20 protein-coding genes are annotated in these 20,763 nt (G+C 65.5%); 11 read left to right on the top strand and 9 right to left on the bottom strand.

Annotated elements, in window-relative coordinates; translation table 11 throughout:
* Positions 1–119 precede the first annotated feature (119 nt).
* From glk to AC0GNR_RS09590, 5 genes are all read left to right on the top strand, one after another.
* Positions 120–1,091, top strand: coding sequence for a glucokinase (glk, locus tag AC0GNR_RS09570; protein ID WP_472900727.1), 972 nt, complete (start codon positions 120–122; stop codon positions 1,089–1,091).
* A 128-nt stretch (positions 1,092–1,219) separates the two neighbouring features.
* Positions 1,220–2,527 (top strand): ABC transporter substrate-binding protein, encoded by a 1,308-nt coding sequence (locus AC0GNR_RS09575; protein WP_472900728.1) that lies wholly within the window; start codon positions 1,220–1,222, stop codon positions 2,525–2,527.
* 75 nt (positions 2,528–2,602) lie between these two features.
* On the top strand, positions 2,603–3,481 hold the full coding sequence (locus AC0GNR_RS09580) for a carbohydrate ABC transporter permease (protein WP_472900729.1): 879 nt from the start codon (positions 2,603–2,605) through the stop codon (positions 3,479–3,481).
* Positions 3,471–4,328: a carbohydrate ABC transporter permease gene (locus AC0GNR_RS09585; RefSeq protein WP_472900730.1), complete on the top strand. Its 858-nt coding sequence runs from the start codon at positions 3,471–3,473 to the stop codon at positions 4,326–4,328. Before AC0GNR_RS09580 ends, AC0GNR_RS09585 begins: the two co-directional genes overlap by 11 nt.
* 11 nt (positions 4,329–4,339) lie before the next feature.
* Positions 4,340–5,416, top strand: coding sequence for an ABC transporter ATP-binding protein (locus AC0GNR_RS09590; protein ID WP_472900731.1), 1,077 nt, complete (start codon positions 4,340–4,342; stop codon positions 5,414–5,416).
* Positions 5,417–5,445: 29 nt separating this feature from the next.
* Here the strand turns inward: AC0GNR_RS09590 and AC0GNR_RS09595 are convergent, their stop codons facing one another.
* The 5 genes from AC0GNR_RS09595 to AC0GNR_RS09615 form a co-directional block, all read right to left on the bottom strand.
* Positions 5,446–6,810 (bottom strand): sensor histidine kinase, encoded by a 1,365-nt coding sequence (locus AC0GNR_RS09595; protein ID WP_472900732.1) that lies wholly within the window; start codon positions 6,808–6,810, stop codon positions 5,446–5,448.
* Positions 6,811–6,854: 44 nt separating this feature from the next.
* Entirely contained in the window at positions 6,855–7,562 is a 708-nt protein-coding gene (locus tag AC0GNR_RS09600) for a response regulator transcription factor (RefSeq protein ID WP_472900733.1), read from the bottom strand.
* A gap of 9 nt (positions 7,563–7,571) precedes the next feature.
* Positions 7,572–8,939: a multifunctional CCA addition/repair protein gene (locus AC0GNR_RS09605; protein ID WP_472900734.1), complete on the bottom strand. Its 1,368-nt coding sequence runs from the start codon at positions 8,937–8,939 to the stop codon at positions 7,572–7,574.
* A gap of 38 nt (positions 8,940–8,977) precedes the next feature.
* Complete coding sequence (locus AC0GNR_RS09610; protein ID WP_472900735.1) at positions 8,978–9,685, bottom strand: glutathione S-transferase family protein; 708 nt, start codon at positions 9,683–9,685, stop codon at positions 8,978–8,980.
* Between the two features lie 127 nt (positions 9,686–9,812).
* The gene (locus tag AC0GNR_RS09615; protein WP_472900736.1) at positions 9,813–10,139 is read right to left on the bottom strand and encodes a metal-sensitive transcriptional regulator; all 327 of its coding nucleotides are present in this window, start codon (positions 10,137–10,139) and stop codon (positions 9,813–9,815) included.
* A gap of 221 nt (positions 10,140–10,360) precedes the next feature.
* Between AC0GNR_RS09615 and AC0GNR_RS09620 the strand changes: the two genes are divergently transcribed.
* Complete coding sequence (locus tag AC0GNR_RS09620) at positions 10,361–10,939, top strand: DUF302 domain-containing protein (RefSeq protein WP_472900737.1); 579 nt, start codon at positions 10,361–10,363, stop codon at positions 10,937–10,939.
* A gap of 43 nt (positions 10,940–10,982) precedes the next feature.
* Positions 10,983–12,176: an OmpP1/FadL family transporter gene (locus AC0GNR_RS09625; protein ID WP_472900738.1), complete on the top strand. Its 1,194-nt coding sequence runs from the start codon at positions 10,983–10,985 to the stop codon at positions 12,174–12,176.
* 85 nt (positions 12,177–12,261) lie between these two features.
* Here AC0GNR_RS09625 and AC0GNR_RS09630 read toward each other — a convergent pair whose 3' ends face one another.
* Both AC0GNR_RS09630 and AC0GNR_RS09635 read right to left on the bottom strand, forming a co-directional pair.
* Positions 12,262–13,218 carry a complex I NDUFA9 subunit family protein gene (locus tag AC0GNR_RS09630; RefSeq protein ID WP_472900739.1) on the bottom strand — a complete coding sequence of 319 codons (957 nt, stop codon included), beginning with the start codon at positions 13,216–13,218 and terminating at the stop codon, positions 12,262–12,264.
* Between the two features lie 61 nt (positions 13,219–13,279).
* Complete coding sequence (locus AC0GNR_RS09635; protein ID WP_472900740.1) at positions 13,280–15,253, bottom strand: lytic transglycosylase domain-containing protein; 1,974 nt, start codon at positions 15,251–15,253, stop codon at positions 13,280–13,282.
* An 81-nt stretch (positions 15,254–15,334) separates the two neighbouring features.
* Here AC0GNR_RS09635 and AC0GNR_RS09640 point away from each other — a divergent pair, with 81 nt between their 5' ends.
* Positions 15,335–15,949, top strand: a complete 615-nt coding sequence (locus AC0GNR_RS09640; protein WP_472900741.1) for a 5-formyltetrahydrofolate cyclo-ligase — start codon at positions 15,335–15,337, stop codon at positions 15,947–15,949.
* A gap of 166 nt (positions 15,950–16,115) precedes the next feature.
* Here the strand turns inward: AC0GNR_RS09640 and AC0GNR_RS09645 are convergent, their stop codons facing one another.
* Together AC0GNR_RS09645 and AC0GNR_RS09650 are read right to left on the bottom strand one after the other, a co-directional pair.
* Positions 16,116–17,033, bottom strand: coding sequence for a DMT family transporter (locus AC0GNR_RS09645; protein ID WP_472900742.1), 918 nt, complete (start codon positions 17,031–17,033; stop codon positions 16,116–16,118).
* A gap of 80 nt (positions 17,034–17,113) precedes the next feature.
* Positions 17,114–18,145: a LysR substrate-binding domain-containing protein gene (locus AC0GNR_RS09650; protein ID WP_472900743.1), complete on the bottom strand. Its 1,032-nt coding sequence runs from the start codon at positions 18,143–18,145 to the stop codon at positions 17,114–17,116.
* Positions 18,146–18,261: 116 nt separating this feature from the next.
* Here AC0GNR_RS09650 and AC0GNR_RS09655 point away from each other — a divergent pair, with 116 nt between their 5' ends.
* From AC0GNR_RS09655 to AC0GNR_RS09665, 3 genes are all read left to right on the top strand, one after another.
* Positions 18,262–18,738: a DUF2917 domain-containing protein gene (locus AC0GNR_RS09655; protein WP_472900744.1), complete on the top strand. Its 477-nt coding sequence runs from the start codon at positions 18,262–18,264 to the stop codon at positions 18,736–18,738.
* Positions 18,739–19,025: 287 nt separating this feature from the next.
* Positions 19,026–19,625, top strand: a complete 600-nt coding sequence (locus AC0GNR_RS09660; protein WP_472900745.1) for a TetR/AcrR family transcriptional regulator — start codon at positions 19,026–19,028, stop codon at positions 19,623–19,625.
* A 112-nt stretch (positions 19,626–19,737) separates the two neighbouring features.
* On the top strand, positions 19,738–20,727 hold the full coding sequence (locus AC0GNR_RS09665; protein ID WP_472900746.1) for an MBL fold metallo-hydrolase: 990 nt from the start codon (positions 19,738–19,740) through the stop codon (positions 20,725–20,727).
* The last annotated feature ends 36 nt before the right edge of the window (positions 20,728–20,763 follow it).

Genomic DNA, 20,763 nt, shown 5'->3' on the forward strand with positions numbered 1-20,763 from the left:
TTGATGCGCAGGCCTTTGCGGTGAATGGCTGGTAACTGAGTTACGTGTCCCGCATAATCCGGACTCGTTCGAGCCGTTTTTGACGGCACGGGACCGATCTGTTTTGTGGTTTTCACCCTATGTCCTCTTCAACCTCCGACCGTCCCCGCCTGCTCGCCGACGTGGGCGGCACCAACGCCCGATTTGCCTGGCAAGCTGGCGCTGGCGCACCCATCACCGATGTGCGGGTGTTGCCTTGCGCCGAGCACGCGACGCTGCAGCACGCCATACAAACCTACCTGAGCGCCCTGGGGCGCGGCACGCCGCACGCGGTGGCCATTGCCATTGCCAACCCGATCACGGGTGATCAGATCCGCATGACCAACCACCATTGGTCGTTTTCGCAAGCGGCGGTCAAGGCCGAGTTTGGTTTTCACACGCTGCGTCTGTTGAACGACTTCACCGCCTTGGCGCTGGCGCTGCCTGACTTGCCGGCGCACGAGCTGCGCCAGGTGGGCGGCGGCATGGCGCAGCCCAACGCGGCCATGGGGCTGGTGGGTGCCGGCACCGGGCTGGGTGTTTCGGGCTTGTTGCCCAATGGTTTCGGGGGCTGGGTACCGCTGGAAGGCGAGGGTGGCCACGTGACGCTGCCCGCCACCACACCGCGCGAACGGCTGGTGATGGACGGTTTGATTCGCCGCTACGGGCACGCCTCGGCCGAGCGTGTGACCTGCGGCCAGGGCCTGCTGGACACCTACCTGTTGCTGTGTGAAGCCGATGGTGTGAGCGTGGGCGGTGTGAATGGTGCTGCCGACGTGAGCGACGCCGCCCTGAAAGCCGGGCACCCGCAGGCGCTGGAAGCGCTGAACCTGTTTTGCGCCATGCTGGGCTCGGTGGCCGGCAACCTGGCGCTCACGCTGGGTGCGCGCGGTGGCGTGTACGTGGGCGGCGGCATTGTGCCGCGCCTGGGCTCCTGGTTTGACGCCTCGCCGTTTCGCGAGCGGTTTGAAACCAAGGGCCGGTTTCAGCCCTATTTGAGCGCGCTGCCGGTGTGGGTGATTACGTCGGCCCAGTCGCCGGCCTTGATGGGGGCTGCCCGCGCGCTGGGTTGAAATTTAGTAACAGATTTGCGGGTTTTCCCTGATGGTCGTTTTCATTAATTAATGAAAAATTAATGACCCCGGCGCGCTGTGCGTGGGGCCAACCAACAACGGGCCACAGGCCCCTCTCGGAGACAGCCATGAAGTTCAATTACACCCTGGGCGCGACCTTGGTGGCGGCCATGTTGGCCACCGCTTGCGGAAAAAAAGAAGAAGTCGTTGCCACTCCTGCACCAGCGCCCGCTGCTGCGCCTGAGCCCGCAAAAACCTCGGTCGAGGTGTTGCACTACTGGACATCGGGTGGCGAGGCCAAGTCGGCAGCCGAGCTCAAGGCCATGCTGGAAGCCAAGGGCCACGAGTGGAAAGACTTTGCTGTGGCCGGTGGCGGTGGTGACAACGCCATGACCGTGCTCAAGAGCCGCGCCGTGTCGGGCAACCCGCCCACGGCCGCGCAGGTCAAGGGCCCGGCCATCCAGGAATGGGCGACCGAAGGCATGCTGGCCAACATCGACAGCGTGGCCCAGGCCGAGAAGTGGGACGAATTGCTGCCCAAGGTGGTGGCCGACGTGATGAAGGCCAACGGCAGCTACGTGGCCGCCCCTGTCAACGTGCACCGCGTCAACTGGATGTGGGCCAACCCCGAGGTGTTGAAGACAGCCGGCGTGTCCGGCATGCCCAAGACCTGGGACGAGTTCTTTGTCGCGGCCGACAAGATCAAGAAGTCGGGCAACGTGGCGCTGGCCCACGGCGGCCAAAACTGGCAGGACTTCACCGTGTTCGAGTCGGTGGTGCTGGGTGTGGGTGGTGCCGCGTTTTACAACGACGCACTGGTGAAGCTGGACCCGGCTGCCATTGCCAGCCCAACCATGACCAAGGCGCTGAACACCTTCCGCAAGCTCAAGGGTTACACCGACGCTGCCTCCACCGGCCGCGACTGGAACATGACCACCGCCATGGTGATTGGTGGCAAGGCCGGTTTCCAGTTCATGGGCGACTGGGCCAAGGGCGAATTCACCGCCGCAGGTCAGAAGCCGGGTGAAGGTTTCCTGTGCGCTGCCGCACCGGGCACGGCCAACGCCTACACCTTCAACGTGGACTCGTTCATCATGTTCAAGCTGAAGGACGAAGGCGCCCAGAAGGCCCAGGCCGATCTAGCCTCGGCCATCCTGAGCACCGAGTTCCAGGAAGTGTTCAACCAGAACAAGGGTTCCATCCCCGTGCGTCTGGGCCACAACATGGACAAGTTTGACGACTGCGCCAAGCTCTCGGCCGCCGACTTCGTGGAAACCGCCAAGTCGGGCGGTCTGGTGCCGTCCATTGCCCACGGCATGGCGGTGGACCCAGCCAAAGCCGGCGCCATTCAGGACGCGGTCACGCAGTTCTGGAACGACGACAAGTTGAGCGTGGCCGACGCGCAAAAGCGCATCGCACAAGCCGCCACCAACTAAGCGGCTTCACCAAGCCTTATCAGCGAGTCAGGCACGGGCGCTCCCCAGCGGGGGGTGTCCGTGTCCGAACCTCCCATGCCCAAAACACCCGACAACCTCCTGCCCAAGCTGGTACTGGCGCCCGCCTTTGTACTCGGCCTGGCCTTCATCTACGGCTTCATGGTCTGGAACGGGCTGCTGTCCGTCACGGCATCGCGCATGTTGCCCAACTACGAGCTGGTGGGACTGGCCCAGTACGAGCGCCTGTGGGCCATGGACCGCTGGTGGGTGGCCCTGAAAAACCTGGCCATTTTTGGCTTTCTGTATGTCGGCGTGTCGATGGCGCTGGGCGTGTTTCTGGCCGTGCTGTTGGACCAGAAAGTGCGTGGCGAAGGCTTCATTCGTACCGTGTACCTTTACCCCATGGCCTTGTCGTTCGTGGTGACCGGCACCGCCTGGAAATGGATTTTGAACCCCAGCGAAGGCCTGCAGAAAATGATGCAGGACATGGGCTGGACAAGCTTTACGTTTGACTGGCTGGTCCAGTCGGACATGGCGATTTACTGCGTGGTGATTGCCGGTGTGTGGCAGTCGGCGGGGTTTGCCATGGCGCTGTTTCTGGCCGGCTTGCGCGGTGTGGACGACAGCATCATCAAGGCCGCGCAGATCGACGGCGCATCACTGCCCCGCATCTACCTGCGCATCGTGCTGCCCGCGCTGCGGCCGGTGTTCTTTTCAACCCTGATGGTGCTGGCTCATCTCGCCATCAAGAGCTTTGACCTGGTGATGGCGCTCACATCGGGCGGCCCCGGCTACGCCACCGACGTGCCCGCCACCTTCATGTTTGCCATGAGCTTTACCCGTGGCCAGATCGGTCTGGGTGCCGCCAGCGCGACCATCATGCTCGCCACCGTGGCGGCCATCGTGGTGCCGTATTTGTACAGTGAGCTGAGGAGCAAGCCCCATGACCGCTAGATTTTCCCTGGGGCGCCTGGTGCTCATGACCACGCTGCTGGTGGGCGCTGCCTTCTTCCTGGCGCCGCTCTATGTGATGGTGGTCACGTCGCTCAAAGACGCCGACGAAATCCGCAACGGCAACCTGTTGAGCCTGCCCGGCAGCCTGAACTTTTCGGCCTGGGGACAAGCCTGGTCCACCGCCTGCACCGGCGTGGAATGCAAGGGCCTGCAGCCGTTTTTCTGGAACTCGGTGTGGATGGCGATTCCCGCGGTGTTGATCTCCACCACCTGGGGCGCCCTCAACGGCTATGTGCTCAGCCTGTGGAAGTTTCGCGGAAGCGAAACCTTTTTTGGCTTGCTGCTGTTTGGCGTGTTCATGCCGTTTCAGGTGGTGCTGCTGCCCATGAGCCAGGTGCTGGGGTGGCTGGGCTTGTCCAGCACCATCGGCGGTCTGATCTTTGTGCACTGCCTGGCCGGTTTGCCCAGCACCACGCTGTTTTTCCGCAATTACTACGCTGCGGTGCCCGGTGAGTTGCTCAACGCCGCCCGGCTCGACGGTGCGGGTTTTTGGCAGATCTTCCTGCGCATCATCGTGCCCATGTCCACCCCCATCGTCATGGTCACGCTGATCTGGCAGTTCACCCAGATCTGGAACGACTTCTTGTTTGGCGTGGCCTTCAGCGGTGCCGATTCCAAGCCGGTCACCGTGGGCCTGAACAACCTGGCCAACACCACCAGCAGCGTCAAGGCCTACAACGTGGACATGGCGGCGGCCCTCATTGCGGCGCTGCCCACGGTGGCGGTGTATGTGCTCGCCGGGCGGTATTTTGTGCGCGGCCTCACCGCTGGCGCCGTCAAAGGTTAAGGAAAAAAATCATGGCATCGTCACTCGACATTCAAGGCGTTCGCAAGTGTTTCGGCAAGGGCGACAAAGCGGTGGAGGTGTTGAAAAAGATCGACATCGCCGTCGCTCCGGGCGAATTTCTCATCCTCGTGGGCCCATCGGGTTGCGGCAAGTCCACCCTGCTCAGCATCATTGCCGGGCTTGAAGAGCCCACCGAAGGCGCCATCAAGATTGCGGGGCGCAACGTGGTGGGCGTGGCCCCTGCGCAGCGCGACATTGCCATGGTGTTCCAGAGCTACGCGCTCTACCCCACCATGAGCGTGGCCGACAACATTGGCTTTGCGCTGGAAATGCGCAAAGTGCCCAAGCCCGAGCGCAAAAAGCGCATCGACGAAGTGGCTGCCATGTTGCAAATTGAGCACCTGCTGGACCGCCGGCCCAGCCAGCTTTCGGGCGGGCAGCGTCAGCGCGTGGCCATGGGCCGGGCGCTCGCGCGCCAGCCGCAGCTGTTTCTGTTTGACGAACCGCTGTCCAACCTGGACGCCAAGCTGCGCGTCGAGATGCGCGCCGAAATCAAGCGGCTGCACCAGGCCAGCGGCATCACCAGCGTGTATGTGACCCACGACCAGATCGAGGCCATGACGCTGGGCAGCCGCATCGCGGTCATGAAAGACGGCATCTTGCAGCAGCTGGGCACGCCGGACGACATTTACAACCGCCCGGCCAACACCTACGTGGCCACCTTCATCGGTTCGCCCACCATGAACCTCATCACCGGCAAGGCCATTGCGGCGGCCGATGGTGGCGGTTTTGGCATTCAGGGCGCCGACTTGCGCCTAGCCAGCCCGGCGCCCCAAGGCAGCCAGGCCGTGCTGGGTTTGCGCCCCGAGCACATCGTGTTCAGCGACGCAGCGCCTTGGCGCGGTGAGGTGAGCGTGGTGGAACCCACTGGCGCCGACACCTACGTGGTGGTGAAAACCGCGGCGGGCGACGTGACGGTGCGCACCGCGCCGCAAGTGCGGGTGAACCCCGGCGACCGCGTGGGTCTGGACATTCAGATGGCGCACGCCAACTGGTTTGACACCCAGTCGGGTGTGCGGCTCGGCTGACCCGCCAGCAAAGGACCAAGCCCCGGCGGCTAACCCAGCCGCAGCTCCACCCGCAAGCCTTGCGGTTGCACCCGCTCCACCCGCGCTTCACCGCCGTGGCGGCGGGCGATCTCCTGCACGATGGCCAGGCCCAGCCCGCAGCCGCCAGGCTGTTCGCTGGCGCGCCAGAAGCGTTGAAACACGTGCGCCATGTCCTCGTCGCTGAGCCCTGGTCCGTTGTCTTCCACCGCCAGCAGAGCGCCGCTGGGCAGTGCCTGCACCCGCAGGGTGATGGTGCTGCCGCACGGGGTGTAGCGCAAGGCGTTGTCGATCAGGTTGGCCATGGCCTCACGCAGTTGCAGCGTGTCGCCGTTCATCACCAGGTGATCGGCGCCCTCGTAGCCCAGGTCCATGCCGGCGGCCAGTGCGCGCGGTGTCCATTCGCGGGCCACTTCACGGGCCAGCACCGGCAAGTCCAGCGGCTCGCTGCGGGCGCGGGTTTCGGTGCGGGCCAGGGTCAGCAGCTGGTGCACCAGGTGGGCGCTGCGCTGCGCGCCGGTGAGCACCTTGGCCAGCCGCTGCGACAGGGCAGGGTCGCTGGTTTCCCGCTGGGCCAGTTCCACCTGGCTGATCAGCCCGGCCAGCGGCGTGCGCAGCTGGTGCGCCGCGTCGTTGATGAAGCGCTTTTCCTGGTTCACACTGCGCGCCACCTCGTCCAGCAGGCCGTTCACCGCCTGCACCAGTGCATGCACTTCGCTGGGGGCCTGCGTCATGCCAATGGGCGACAACGCGTTCACCGAGCGGTGTTCCAGCTGGGCCGTGAGGCGGGTCAACGGGGTCAGCCCGCGCCGGATGCCGCCGTACACCAGCAGGCTCAGCAGCACACCCAGGGCCAGCAGCGGCGCCAGCATGTCGGCCACCAGCTCGCGGGCAATGCGCTGCTGCACCGCCAGGCCCTTGCCCACCTGCACGCGCAAGGTTTGCGGCGTGGCACCTTCGCCGTACCGCACGTCCATGGCCACAATGCGCAGCGGTTTGCCGTCCAGCAGGCCGCCGTACAGCAGCGGCTCGCCCGGCCCGCCAGGCGCTTCGGTGGGCTGGGGCAGGCGCTGGTTGCCCAGCAAAAACTGCCCCGGCGGTGACGACACCATGTAGCTGATGCGGTCGTCCGGGTCTTGTTCCAGCACGTCTTGCGCGGCGCGGGGAAAGTCGATCAGCAAGCCCGAGCCCACCGGCTTGACCTGCCGCGCCAGCGCCCGCACCGACTGGGTGAGCGACTGGTCAATGCCTTTTTCAGCGTAAGACAGTGCGATGCGGTAGGTGAGCAAGCCGCCACCGGCCCACAGCACCAGCTGCGGCAGCAGCAGCCACAGCAGCAGCTGGCGGCGCAGCGAAAGCAGGGCAGGGGCGGACATGTGGGTTAGCGGTGAGCGGGCATGAGTAAAAGACTCGCAGCCTCTCAACCCGCCGCCGTTTCCAGCATGTAACCCAGGCCGCGCACATTGCGTATGTTGAACGTGGAGCCCGCCAGCTTCCGCCGCAGGCGGTGCACATACACCTCCAGCGCGTTGGACGCCACAGCACCCGGCTCGCCGGGGTCCGACTGCCAGGCGCCCAGCACGTCTTCGCGGCTGACCACCTGGCCGCTGTGGCGCACCAGCAGGTCGAGCAAAGCCCATTCGCGCTGGGTCAGGTCTATGGCTTCCTCGCCCAGCCAGGCCCGTGGCACCTGGGGATCCAACCGCAACTGGCCCACACCAGTGCCCTGCACGGGTGCGGGGTTGGCGCCGCCAAAAGCCGGCAGGCTGGCGCGGCGCAGCATGGCCTGCAGCCGTGCTTGCAGCTCGTCGCGGTTGAAGGGTTTGGTCAGGTAATCGTCGGCGCCGGCATTGAGACCCGCCACCCGGTCTTCCACGCCATCGCGCGCGGTGAGTATCAGCACCGGCAGAGCCGGCAAGCGCTGGCGCAGGGTGCGCAGCACGGTCAGCCCGTCGACCTTGGGCAGGCCCAGGTCCAGCACCATGCCGTCGAAGGACACCGTTTGCAGCAGGTGCAGCGCCTGTTCGCCGTCGGCGGCGGTGTCGGTGCGGTGCCCCGCTTGCATCAGCTGGGCGCTCAGTCCGTCGCGCAGCAGTTCGTCGTCTTCAACAATCAGGAGGTGGGCCATGCGGCCAAATTATGCGGGCTTTTGCACGGGTGCTGCGGCCGGTTCGGTGGGGTGGTCGTGCGCCAGCCCCAAGGCGTGGGCAATGGCCCGCGCCCGGGCTTCGTGAATGGCGCCTGCAATGCGCAGCCCCACGGCGGTCGCGTCGGCGGCGGTTGCCGTTGGGGAAGTGTCGGGTGTATCGGCTGCGCGCTGCAATACGCTGGCGGCCAAGGCGCCGGTGTCCACCGACAAGGCCGCGTCCAGCGCCTGGCGCAGACGGGGGCGTTGCGGGTACGTTTTTTCGCTATGGCCCAGGCGCCCCCGGGCATCGCATTCGCAGGCCAGCAGCGCCTCGTCAAACCGCTCGGGGCGGCGCAGCGCGTCGCAGCGTTCCAGCAGGCGCAGCAGCGCGGCCGCGCCAAACTCGGTGCTGCGGTGGATGTTGCCGTGTTCGCGGGCCACCACGTCGGCCAGCTCGCGGCTCTCGCGCGGCACACGCCAGCGCTCGCACAGCCCGCGCAACAGCTTTGCGCTGCGCTCTTCGTGGCCTATGTGGCGCGGCAGCACGTCGGCGGGCGTGTTGCCTTTGCCCAGGTCGTGGCCCAAGCAGGCAAAGCGCACCGGCAGCGGGGCGGCCAGGCGGGCGCTCATGTCCAGCACCATCATCAGGTGCACGCCGGTGTCGATTTCGGGGTGGTAGTCGGCGCGCTGCGGCACGCCCCACAGGCGGTCCACCTCGGGCAGCAGCCGCACCAGCGCCCCGCAGGCACGCAGCACTTCAAACATGCGGCTGGGACGCTGTTCCATGAGCCCGCGCGACAGCTCTTGCCACACCCGTTCGGGCACCAGGTGGTCCACCTCGCCGTGGTCCACCATGTGGCGCATCAGGTCCAGCGTTTCGGGGGCCACTGAAAAGTCGGGGAAGCGGGCCGCAAACCGCGCCAACCGCAAGATGCGCACCGGGTCCTCGGCAAACGAAGTCGTCACGTGGCGCAACACCCGGGCCTGCAGGTCGCGGCGCCCGCCGTAGGGGTCGATCACATACGCGGTGGCTGGGTCGTCGGCTTCTGCCTCGCTCACCGCCATGGCGTTGATGGTCAGGTCGCGCCGGGCCAGGTCGTCTTCCAGCGTCACGCCCGGTTCGGCGTGAAAGGCAAAGCCGTGGTAACCCGGGGCGGTTTTGCGCTCGGTGCGGGCCAGCGCGTATTCTTCGCGCGTTTTGGGGTGCAAAAACACCGGAAAATCGCGCCCCACGGGCAGGTAGCCCTGCGCTTGCATGGCTTTGGGTGTGGCGTCCACCACGACCCAGTCGCGGTCAAAATGAGCGGGGGGAGCGGCCAGGGTGTCTTGTTGCATCAGGGCGTCGCGCACCGCGCCGCCCACCAGGTAAATCTTCATGCTGCCAAGTTTATGTCCAGCGCAGCCCGGCGGTGGGCTTAGCGGCCCAGCCGGTAAGGCTCTTCAAAGTCCAGAAAATCGTGTTCGGCCAGCGCGCCTTGCACCCAGGCTTGTACGCCGGGCAGCGAAGCCACCCGGTCCACATAGGCTGCCAGGTCGGCGGGCAGGGGCAGGCCGTAGGTTTTCAGGCGCATGCACACGGGCGCAAAGTAGGCGTCGGCAATGGTGAACGTGCCAAACAGCAGCGGGCCCGTGCCGTCGGGCATCTGCGCAGGCTGGGCCGCCAGCAGCTCGCCCCACAGGCCACACAGGCGGGCCACGTCGGCGCGCACACCAGCCTGGTCGCGCCAGATCAGGCGGCCCACGTCGGGCAGGCTGGCTTCAATGTTCATGGGGCAATGGCTGCGCAGCGCGCCAAAACCGCTGTGCATTTCGGCGCACACGCTGCGGGCCCGAGCGCGTGCCCGCAGATCAGCAGGCCACAGGGCTTTTTCAGGGAAGCGCTCGGCCAGGTACTCGGCAATGGCCAGCGTGTCCCACACCGCAAAGCCGTCGTCCACCAGCACCGGCACCTTGCCCACCGGGTTGATGCCGCGCATCTGCCGCTTGAAGGTGGAGTTGGCCTCGAACGAGTCGAAGCGCACCATGACTTCTTCAAATGCAATGCCCGCCTGCGTCAGCAGCACCCAGGGGCGCATGGACCAGGACGAATAGTTTTTGTTGCCAATATAGAGTTGCAGCGCCATGGATGTTCCTTGTCAGAGCCTGCATGCTAAGGCCTCGTCGTCGCCGCATTGATGCAAAAAAACCGCAAATTGATGCGGGTTCGGGGTGTCAGAGCCGGGCGTTTGGGTCAGCGCCCGTGGCCACGCATCAAGCGTACTTTTCCAGAATGCGCGTGGAGCGCTCAACTTCCCGGAACGTGTCCACTTCCGACTCCGAGGTCGAGACCGCTTCCATCACCGAGCAGGCCATCATCCGGTAGAAGGCCTTGTCCATCGCTTTGCGGGCGGCCGACATTTGCTGTGCCACGTCTTCACAAGGGCGGCCGCTTTCCACCATGTCAATCAGGCCGCGTACCTGGCCCTCAATGCGTTTGAGGCGGTTGATCACGTCGCGCTGGTGTTCGGACCGGTAGGCCGATGCCGTTGCAGAAGGCTCTGAGGCGCTGGACGCGGTTTTTGCTGAAGTGGCTGCCATGGTGTGTCCTGTAAGAAAGGTGCTAGCCCAGAGTTTGCCAAAGAAACGGCTCCCCACGTCGTCATGCAATCCCTAATAGTGACTTTGGTTTAGGTGCGTACCCTACCCCCTAGGGTAGTCACCAATGACGAAGTGCAGGGGGATCGATAAGTTACGGGTTGCAACGTTTGATGAAAGTCAAACCGCAGTTTCACCACCCACGGACAAAGAGGACCCGTTTCATGCATATCTTCAAGCGCATCTCCATCGGCCTGGCCCTGACGGCCACCCTGCTCGTGACCACCGGTTGCGGCAGCCTGGCCACCATCAGCAAACTCGAAGACGGCGCCGGCGCAGAAGCCTCGCGCATGTGGGACCGCTGGATCGAGGGCAACGGCGACATCGCTGTGGCCACCACCTGGGAAGCCAAGGTCAAGCCCGGCTTGAAGGCCAGCGAGGTGGAGGAGATCCTCAAAGCAGTTGCCGTTGAGCGCAACATGCGCGACGTGGGCACGCTGCCGCTGTCCAAAGAACTCGAAGCCCGCTCGGGCAAGAAGGAAAAACTGCTGACCGTGTATTCCTTCTGCAGCCCGGCCACCGCTCGCAAGATGGTGGACTTCAGCCCCCACATGGCCGCTTATCTGCCTTGCCGCATCAGCATGGTCGAGCACGACGATGGCAGCCTGTGGCTCTACACGCTGAACATGGACATGATGGTCAAGATGGGCCGCAAGCTGCCCTCGCCCCTGAAAGAAGAAGCCCAAGCCGTGCGCGACACCATCTGGGAAATGATGCAGCGCGGCTCCAAGGGTGAGTTCTAAACCCCCAGCTTCCATTCAATAAAACCACCCGAGGAGACACTTCATGACGTTCAAAATTCACGCCTTGCGCGCAGCGGCACTGCTTGCCTTGGGCGCAGCCATGCTGCCCGCCCACGCCACCAATGGCTACTTCCCGCATGGCTTTGGCCTCAAGGCCAAGGGCATGGGCGGCACCGCCGTGGCCCTCACGCACGACGCCTTTGCTGGTGTGAACAACCCGGCCTCGGCCGCATTCGTGGGGAACCGTTATGACATTGGTGCAGAGATTTTCTTGCCCAAGCGCAGTGCGACGGTCCCTCCAGCCATGGGCGGCGTTACCGTGGAAAGCGGCAAGAGCGCATTCCTGATTCCTGAATTCGGCTACAACGTGGCGCTGTCGGACAAGCTGGCCCTGGGCCTCACGGTCTATGGCAACGGCGGTATGAACACCAGCTATGCGCCGAGCTTTGGCGACATGAATATTTTTGGCGGCACTGGCAAGCTGGGTGTGAACCTGATGCAACTCATCGTGGCGCCCACAGTGGCCTACAAGTTGGCGGATAACCACTCGCTGGGCCTGTCGCCCTTGTTGGTTTACCAGCAGTTCGAGGCGTATGGGCTGGATGGCCCGGGCTTCGGACTGGAAAACCAGGGCAAAGACAACAGCACTGGCATTGGCGTGCGTCTGGGCTACATGGGCCAATTTGGCGATGCCGTGACCGTGGGTGCCTCGTATTCACCCAAGATCAACATGTCCCGCTTCAAGGACTACGCCAACCTCTTTGCCGAGAATGGCGACTTCGACATTCCAGAAAACTACGCCTTGGGCGTGGCTGTCAAGGTGACTCCGGCGGTGCAGGTGGCTTTGGATTACACGCGCATCAACTATTCGGGTGTTGCGTCTATTGGCAACGCCAGCTCAGACCCCGCAGCGCCAGGTTTCGGCTGGCAAGACGTCAAGACCGTCAAGCTGGGTGTGCAGTGGCAAATGAACAACCAATGGACGCTGCGCGCAGGCTACAACCATGGCACGAACCCGATTCAGCCAGCAGACGCGTTCTTGAACATTTTGGCGCCCGGCGTGATCAAGTCGCACATCACCGTGGGCGGCACCTACGCCATGTCAACGAACGAAGAGCTCACCTTTGCCGCCTGGCATGGCAAGAAAAACACCGTGACGGGACCGTCGATGGCCGGTCCGGTGAGCATCTCCATGAGCCAAAACGGCGCCGGTCTGCAGTACAGCCGCAAGTTCTAAGTTTCTTCATCTGAGACGGCGTCTCATTCGGCCACCGGGTCCCAAAGACCTGGTGGCTTTTTTTCGTCCGAGCGGTGGCGCGCGGTCAGCGCCGCCCGGCGCCCTGGCGGGCTTGCAGCAAGGCGCTGCGTCCGCCGCGGTCGCCCAGGTAGCTGGGTGCAATCGCTTCCACCCGGGCCGGCACAATGCCCAGCGCCTGCAGGCCGGGGTTTTGGCCGGTGGCCACGTTGTCCACCGACATGGCGGCCAGGTTGTCTCGGCTCATGAGCGGCTCACCCGGTGCCAGCTCCATCATGAACGCCTGCAACCGCCCGATGGCCATGGGCAGCGGCAAGATGGGGCGCTCGGTGCTGCCGTGGCGCCCGGCCAGGCGCACCAGTTCGCCCAGGGTCAGTACATCGGGCCCAGCGCATTCAAAGGTCTGGCCCACGGTGCTCATGGGGAGTCCTTCGTCTTTCAGGCAGGCCAGCACCGCGCTGGCCACGTCGTCCACCCACACCGGCTGAAAGCGGGCGCCGGCGCCGGCCAGTGGCATCACCGGAAACACGGCTTGCAGACGCGCAAACAGGTTCAGGAACCGGTCGCCAGCGCCAAAGATCACGCTGGGGCGCAGCACCGTCAGGTCCAGGTTGGCTTGGCGCAAAACTTCTTCGCCCCGGGCTTTGCTGCGCTGGTACAGCGAAGGGCCGTCCAGGCCCACGCCGAGCGCGCTCACATGCACCACGCGGCGCACCCCGGTGGCGGCGCAGGCCCGCGCCAGCTTGGTCGGCAGCTGCACATGCACATGCTCAAAAGCGGCTTCGCTGCCGTGCAAGATGGCCACGAGGTTGACCACGGCATCGTGCCCGGGCAGCAGGCGGGTGAGCTGGGCTTCGTCGTGCACATCGGCTTCGAGCACGGTCACACGGGGCAGGTGCTGCACGGCGGCGGCGTTGATGGCGCGGCGCGTGGGCACCGTGATGCGCCAGCCCATGCGGTGGAGCTTTTCACACACATGGCGGCCCACAAAGCCGGTGCCGCCGAGGACGAGGATGTTTTTCATGGAGGGGTCTGGTTGAGGAGCAAGTCGGTTGTACAACGGGATCGCGCTGCGTGTCTGCCGTTCAGGGCAGGTCGCGGTTGACGGCCACGGCGGCCGGGCGCGGGCCCACCACACCCAGGCGCGCACGCAGCGACTGCGGCTGGCCGGTGATGAGCGCGGCGTAGTTGGTGGTGTTGGCCAGCACGCGTTTGACGTAGTCGCGCGTTTCGTCAAACGGGATGTTTTCTGCCCAGATCTCGCCCGGCAGCGTGGGGCCGTTGCGCCAGGCGCGCGGGCGCCCAGGCCCGGCGTTGTAGGCCGCCGCCGCCATGGGCAGCGAGCCTTCAAAGTCGTCCAGCGCAAACTTGAGGTAGGCCGTGCCGATCAGGATGTTGGTGTCCAGCTCGTTGATCTGCCCCGCTTTGAAGTCGGTGAGCCCGATCTTGCGGGCGGTCCAGCTGGCGGTGGCGGGCATCACCTGCATCAGGCCAGACGCGCCCACATGCGAGCGGGCATTCATCACAAAGCGGCTCTCCTGGCGGATCAAGCCATACACGTAGGCCGGGTCCAGGCCAATGGCGCTGGCCCGCTTCACCACTTCGCTCTGGTGCGGCATGGGAAAGCGCTGGCTGTGGTCCAGGGCGTCGGGGGTGCGCTTGCTGGTGTTGATGCAGCGGTCCCACAGCTCGTGGCGGCAGGCCAGCGCGGCAGCGGCCAGCAGCTCGCGTTCGGCCTTGCCGCCAGGGGCGTGCAAGGCCACCGCGTAGTGCCACTCGCGCACGCCTTCGCTGCGCAGGCCCAGTTGTATGGCTGTCAGTGCGCGCCGCAGGCCAGGGTGGCTTTCAGCGGCCGCCATTTCTTGCGCCGTGAGCGGCGGCGGGGCTGGCGGCACGGTGATGGTGCGGCCCAGCTCTTCCATGGCCAGTTGCTCGTAAAAACCGCGCGGTGAGGCAATCGATTCGTACAGCGCGCGGGCTTGTGTGGGGGCGGTGGCGGCGTCGGGCTCTTTCAAGGCTTGCTGAGCGCGGGCGCGCCAGTACACCCACACCGGCTCGCCGCGCTGGGCTTCGCTCATGGCGGCGACCGCGTCGCGCACGTGGCCCCACGCGCCGGCGCGCAGCCCGGCACGGGCTTTCCAGGCCAGGTGGTCGTCGTGCATGAAGCGGTCTTGCCCGTTGGCGAAATGCACCAGCGCGTCGTCTTGCAGCTTTTGCGCCGAACGCCGCCCAATCACGCCCCACAGCCAGCCGCGCTCTTCTTGCGTGAGCTGCGTCACCCAGCGCTTGCGCTGCAGTTCCAGCGCTGCCGCGGTGGGGTCGCTGGCGGCCAGGCGGATCGTGGCCAACGTCACCATTTCCTTGGTGCGCGGGCGAATGGCGGTGAATTTTTCGTCGAGGTATTTCGCCGGGTCTTTGGCCAGGGCCTCGATCATCGGTACCCAGTCGGGGTCGAGCATGGCCACGGCCTGCGCCACGGCGCGGGGCTTGTTGGCGTCCATGGCCAGGCGGGCGCGCTGCCACACCGCCAGCGGCTTCAGGTGGCCGCTGTCCAGCAGCGCCTGGGCGGCGGTCGCGCAGCCTTCGTCCACATCGCGCTGCGCGTGCCACAGCGGCGCCACCTGGCGGGCGGCTTCGCTGGCGGGGGTGCGTCCGGCCACGGCGTCCAGCATGAGCGCGTAGCACTGCACCTGCCGGTCGTCGTTCATGCGAAATTTGGGCAGCTCGGCTTCAAACGTGGCCCAGTCGCGCTGCTTGCCCAGATGCAGCAGCCAGTCGTTGCGCAGGCGGTCTTCCCAGTAGCTGCCGGCCATGCGGTCCATGGCGGCGGGTATCTCAGTGGCTGGCGCGGTGTCCAGCCGGGCCTTCATGTCCCAATAAATGGCCAGGGGTTCCAGTGCGTGGCCGCGCACGCGGGGCAGCAGGGTGGCCATCTGGCCGGTGTTGTTGCGCCGAAACGCGTCGCGCATCTCCAGCAGTGCCGTATCGGCAGGGGTTTGCGCCCAGGCCGTTGCCTGCAGCGCCAGCGCGGCCATAATGGTTGCGAGACCTTGCTTCATTATTCTTCCCTGTTTCAGGCTTACCAGTTTCATCTGCTGATTATGGACAACAAAGACGGTCAAAGTTCCTCTCAACTCCCTATGAAACAGGGCGACGGATCAGCGGTGGTGACGCAAAAAGCCGCCTGGCGAAAAGCGCTGGTGGACAAGCGCCAGAACCTGGCCGACCGCGCCTGGCGCAACGACCTGCTGCAACGGGTCATGCGGGTCTGGTTGATCGAGCGGCCCGACGCCATCATTGGTGCCTACTGGCCCATCAAAGGTGAGTTTGACCCCTTGCCGGCGCTGTTTCGCTGGCAAGAAGCCGGGCTGGAAGAAGACGCCCAAGGCGCCCAACGGCACCGGCGCATTGCGCTGCCCGTGGTCAACAAGGTGGATAAAACGCTCACCTTCTACACCTGGTACCCCGGCTGCCCCATGGAAGAAGACGCTTTTGGCATCCCCAAGCCCAAAGACACCGAAATTGTGGAGCCCACACTGATCTTTGTGCCCTGCGTGGGCTTTGGGCCGGGCGGCTACCGCTTGGGTTATGGCGGTGGTTTTTACGACCGCACCCTGGCCAGCCTGCAGCCCAAACCTTTTACGGTGGGCCTGGGTTACGACTTTTCCTGGCTGCCCGAGATGCGGCCCGAAATTCACGATGTGCCGCTGGACGCCATCTTGACCGACACCGGGGCGATGTGGCCAGAGAGGTAGAGCCCCCCACGCTCCCCACTGCATGTGGTTCGCTGCCCCCCGAGGGGGCTGTTTCACCTTGGGGTGGCCCGGCGGTGAAACGCGTGTGCCACGCGTTCCTCCTGATGCTCGCACCCGGTCGAGTAAGTAGCGGAAGGGTGCAAGATCTTCTGGCTTGAGCTTGCCTTCAGGGATGCTCCGCATTGGCGTGCACTTCGGTGATGCGCTTTTCGCGCCGCACCACATACAAGCCGCTGCCCACGATGATGGCCGCGCCCAGCCAGGTGTGGGCGGCGGGCAGGCTTTGCCAGATGATCCAGTCCAGCCCCAGGCCCCAGGCCAGGGCGCTGTATTCAAACGGTGCCACGGCAGAAGCCTGGCCGTGGCGAAACGCTTCGGTAATGGCCAGCTGGCCGCCAAAACCGGTGATGGCCAGCGCCAGCAGCAGCGCGGCGTCGGTGCTCTGAATGGCCACCCAGCCGGGTGCAGCCAGCGCGCCGGCGCCCAGGGCCATCAGCACCATCATCGACAGCACCATGCTTTCGCTGCTGTCGGTGCGGCTGGCCAGCCGGCCTGTTACGGCCGTCACTGCGTAGCACAGCGCCGCGCCCAGCACCGCCAGGCCGCCCGTGGTCACCAAGCCCGCTTGCAGGTCTTCGCCATTGGGGCGCAGCGCAATCAGCACGCCCACAAACCCGATGGCCACGGCCCACCCGTGCGCGGCGGGTACGCGCTCTTTCAGCACCCACACCGACAGTACCGTGATCAGCAGCGGTGCAATGAAAAACAGCGTGTAGGCGGCCGACAGCGGCAGGTCGCGCACGCCCAACGTGAACAGCGACAGCATGGTGATGCCCAGCGCGCCGCGCAGCAAGTGCAGCGGCCAGCGCACCCGCCACACGGTGTGCCAGGCGCCGCGCCAGGCCACGTAAAGCAGCACCAGCGGCAGCGCGGTGGCGCCGCGCAGCGCCGCAATTTGCAGCACCGGGTAGCGGGTGGACAGCAGCTTGAGCACCGCGTCCATGAGCGCAAAAAAGCCCACCGCCACCAGCATGGCGATGATGCTGCGCAGGTTGCCGCTGGGGTGGTGGTTGGGCTGGGTCATGGTTTGGAAATCGAGCGGAGACCGGTGCGTGGGCCCGTGAGTGTGCCGCACCAGGCGGGCGCACACAGCGCCAGCGCGCGTCAATCCAGGTGGTCCACCGTGTCGGGGTCGGGCACGTCGCCAATGGCCTCGCGGGTGGCGGCGGCCTGCTGCTGCAGCCAGTCGCAAAACGCCTTCACTTCCGGGCGCAGGGTGCTGCGTGGCGCTACCAGCAGCCAGTAGGCCAGCGGCGAGTCCATGCGGGTGTGGGGCAGCGGCTCCACCAGCGCACCGCTGGCCAGGCTTTCGGCCACCAGCGGCAGCCGTGCCAGCGCCACGCCCTGGCCGGTGAGCGCGGCCTGCACGATCTGGTGCGCGTAGTTGAAATACAGCCAGCGCTGCGGCGTGAGCTTGTGCGGCACGGCGGCCTTGGCGCCGCGTGGGGCTTTGTCCGGCGGCGCGGTGTGGCCAAACTGGTCCAGCCAGCGCTGCCAGGTCAGCCATTCCAGGTGGCGGGTGCGGTGGGCGTCGCCGGCTTCAATCAGCGTCATTTTGGCCAGGTCTTCCACCTGGGCGAGGCGGTGTTCTTTCAGCAGCCAGGGGCTGGCCACGGGCGTGAGCTGCTCGCCAAACAGGCGAATGGCCCCGGGCGGGGCGGCCTGCGGCACCACGTAGCGCAAGGCCAGGTCCACGTCGGCGGTGGCCAGGTCTACCGTGGCGTCTGACGCATCAATGCGGATGTCAATGTCCGGGTGTTCGCGCTGAAACGCTTCCAGCCGGGGAATCAGCCACATGGACGCAAACGACGCCCAGGTGGTGATGGCCACGCTCTTGCGCCCCGCGCTCTGGCGAATCTGCCGCACCGCCGCATCAACGCGTTCCAGCGCCACGCCTGTGGCGCGCAGCAGCTGCGTGCCGGCGCTGGTGAGCTCCACAGCCCGCGTGTGGCGCAAGAAAAGCGCCGTGCCCACCTCGTCTTCCAGCGCCTGAATCTGCCGGCTCACCGCGCTCTGCGTGAGCGAAAGCTCTTCGCCGGCGGCCCGAAAGTTCAGGTGCCGGGCCACGGCTTCAAAGGCGCGCAGGTGGCCGGCAGCAATGGGCCGGGTGCGCGGGTGGCTGGTGGTGAGCTGCATGGTCGGGTTGGGCTGATTGATGCGCTTATGGAATCAATAGCTTAGCGCCATTTCATTGGACGCAGCGCCCGCGCAGCGAGAAGATGAACCCCAATCTGCACCCACCGGAGGTCTCCATGTCACCCGCCCATTTCGCCCCCAGCCGCCGCCCAGTCATCGGAACCTGGCGCCTGCACCCCGGCCACGCCATGACGCTGCGCCCCAAGCAGGGTGCCGTGTTGCGCGTCTTTTGCGGGCGCGTCTGGGTGACGCTGGGCCGACCGGCTGGCGCCACACCGCAGAGCGCTGGCGATTGTTTTTTAGGCCCCGGCGATGTGCTGTCCGTGCCCGCCGGTGCACGCATGGTGCTGGAGCCCATCGCGGCGCCGGGCGACGCGGCACCCGTGCATTTCGACTGGACCGATGCACCGGCGGTGGCCCGCCCCGGCCGCTTCGCGCGGGAAGTGGGCTTGCCCCTGCGGGAGCTGGGCGCCGCACTCGGGCACGTGGCCGTGGCCACGGCGCGCGTGTTGCGCGGCCTGTTTGGCTACGGTGAGTTTCTGTTGCCCGGGCGCGGGCGCGTGCTTTCGCCGCTGGAATCACTGCGCTCCTGAAGCTGTCTATTGATCCGGTTGGAAAAGGATTCACCGTGTGCCCTGAGCCTGCCCATTGGCCAACTCAGGACGATCGGCTGCAGGGCTTCGACAGGCTCAGCCCGAACGGGAACAAAGACCTCACCCGGCTGGATCGGCAAGGGCCCAACCGGCGCGAAGGGCCTTGAAACCAGAACGCTGCGGAACGGGCTTTGCCAGGCCGCAGGCGTTGCCCCTTGAGGGGCGGAGCGGCACCGCGCAGCGAGCCAGCGATGGGGGTGAGCCGCAGCCAGTGGGAGAATCCACCCATGGCCCGCCCCAAATCCGCCTCCCACGACCTCAAGCGCGAAGAGATTCTCGACGTTGCCTCGCAATGCTTTGCCCGCCAGAGTTTCCCGGCCGCCAGCATGAACGACATTGCCACCGCCTGCGGCACCAGCAAGGCGCGCCTGTACCACTACTACGAGAGCAAAGAAGCCATTCTGTTTGACCTGCTCGACCGCTACACCCAGCGCTTGCTGGCGCTCATTGGCGAGTCTGAAGCGCGCGCACAGCGCAAAAACCTGAACGAGCGCGACGCGCTGAGCGAACTGGTGCGCGCCTTTCTGGACGAATACGAACACTCCGCCACGCGCCATGTGTCGCTGGTGTCCGACACCAAATTTCTGGGCGACGCGCAGCGCGAACTCATCTTGAACCGCCAGCGCGACGTGGTCGCCGCCGTCACCCGTTTTCTCAAGCGCGCCTACCCCGAGCGCGTCACCCCCGCCAACCAGACCGCGCTCACCATGATGCTGTTCGGCATGATCAACTGGACCTTTACCTGGCTGCGCCCCGGTGGCAGCATGAGCTACGCCGCCTTTGCCGACGAAGTGGTGGCCATGCTCGAACGCGGGCTGGGCAGCTGAAACCCCCACCGCAAACACCGGCATGCGCAGGTTTTGAAATTCACTTATGTGAAATTCATTTCGTTTAGGTAAAATACGGCCACTTGTTGCCCGCCCACACTGGAGACCCCCCATGAGCAAAGCCTTCGCCTCCCAGGCCGACCTGGAAGACAAAAAGATCACCTTCGAACAGCTCAGCCCCCATTGCTGGGCCTACACCGCCGAAGGCGACCCCAACTCGGGCGTCATCATTGGTGACAAATACATCATGGTCAGCGACGCCACCGCCACCCCGGCCATGGCGCGCGACCTGATCAAGCAGATCCGCACCGTCTCTGACAAGCCGATCAAATACGTGTTGCTCACCCATTACCACGCCGTGCGCGTGCTGGGTGCCAGCGCCTACCTGGCCGAAGGCGCCACCGAAGTCATCGCCAGCCAGGGCACGCTGGAGCTCATCAAAGAGCGCGGCGCCCAAGACATGCAGAGCGAAATGGAGCGCTTCCCCCGCCTGTTCCGCGGTGCCGACTCGGTGCCCGGCCTCACCTGGCCCACCCTGGTCATTGGCGGCGGCGACGCCACCAAGGGCGAAGTGCCCGGCAAGCTCACCATCGACCTTGGCGGTGTGAACGTGCAGATCTGGAGCCCCGGCCACGGCCACACCCGTGGCGACACCATTGCCTGGGTGGAAGAAGAAAAAGTGCTGTTCAGCGGCGACCTGGTCGAATACGAAGCGGGTGTGTACACCGGCGACGCGCAACTGGCCGAATGGCCCGCCACCCTCGAAGCCCTGCGCGCGCTCAAGGCCGAGTTCATCGTGCCCGGCCGCGGCGAAGCCATGAAGGGCAACGCCGACGTGAACAAAGCGCTGGACTACACCCAGCGCTGGGTCACCACCCTGTTTGCCGCCGGCAAAGAAGCCGCCGCCGCCGGCATGGACCTCAAAGCCGCCATGGCCCACACCCGCAAGACCATGGACCCGGTGTTTGGCCACGTGTTCATTTACGAACACTGCCTGCCGTTTGACGTGAGCCGCGCCTATGACGAGGCCAGCGGCATCAAAAACCCCCGCATCTGGACCGCCGAGCGCGACATGGAAATGTGGAAAGCGCTGCAGAGCTAAGCCAAGCGCCTGCCTAGCCTTTGCACAAGCCGCCCT

Source organism: Hydrogenophaga sp. LT287 (assembly GCF_055702805.1).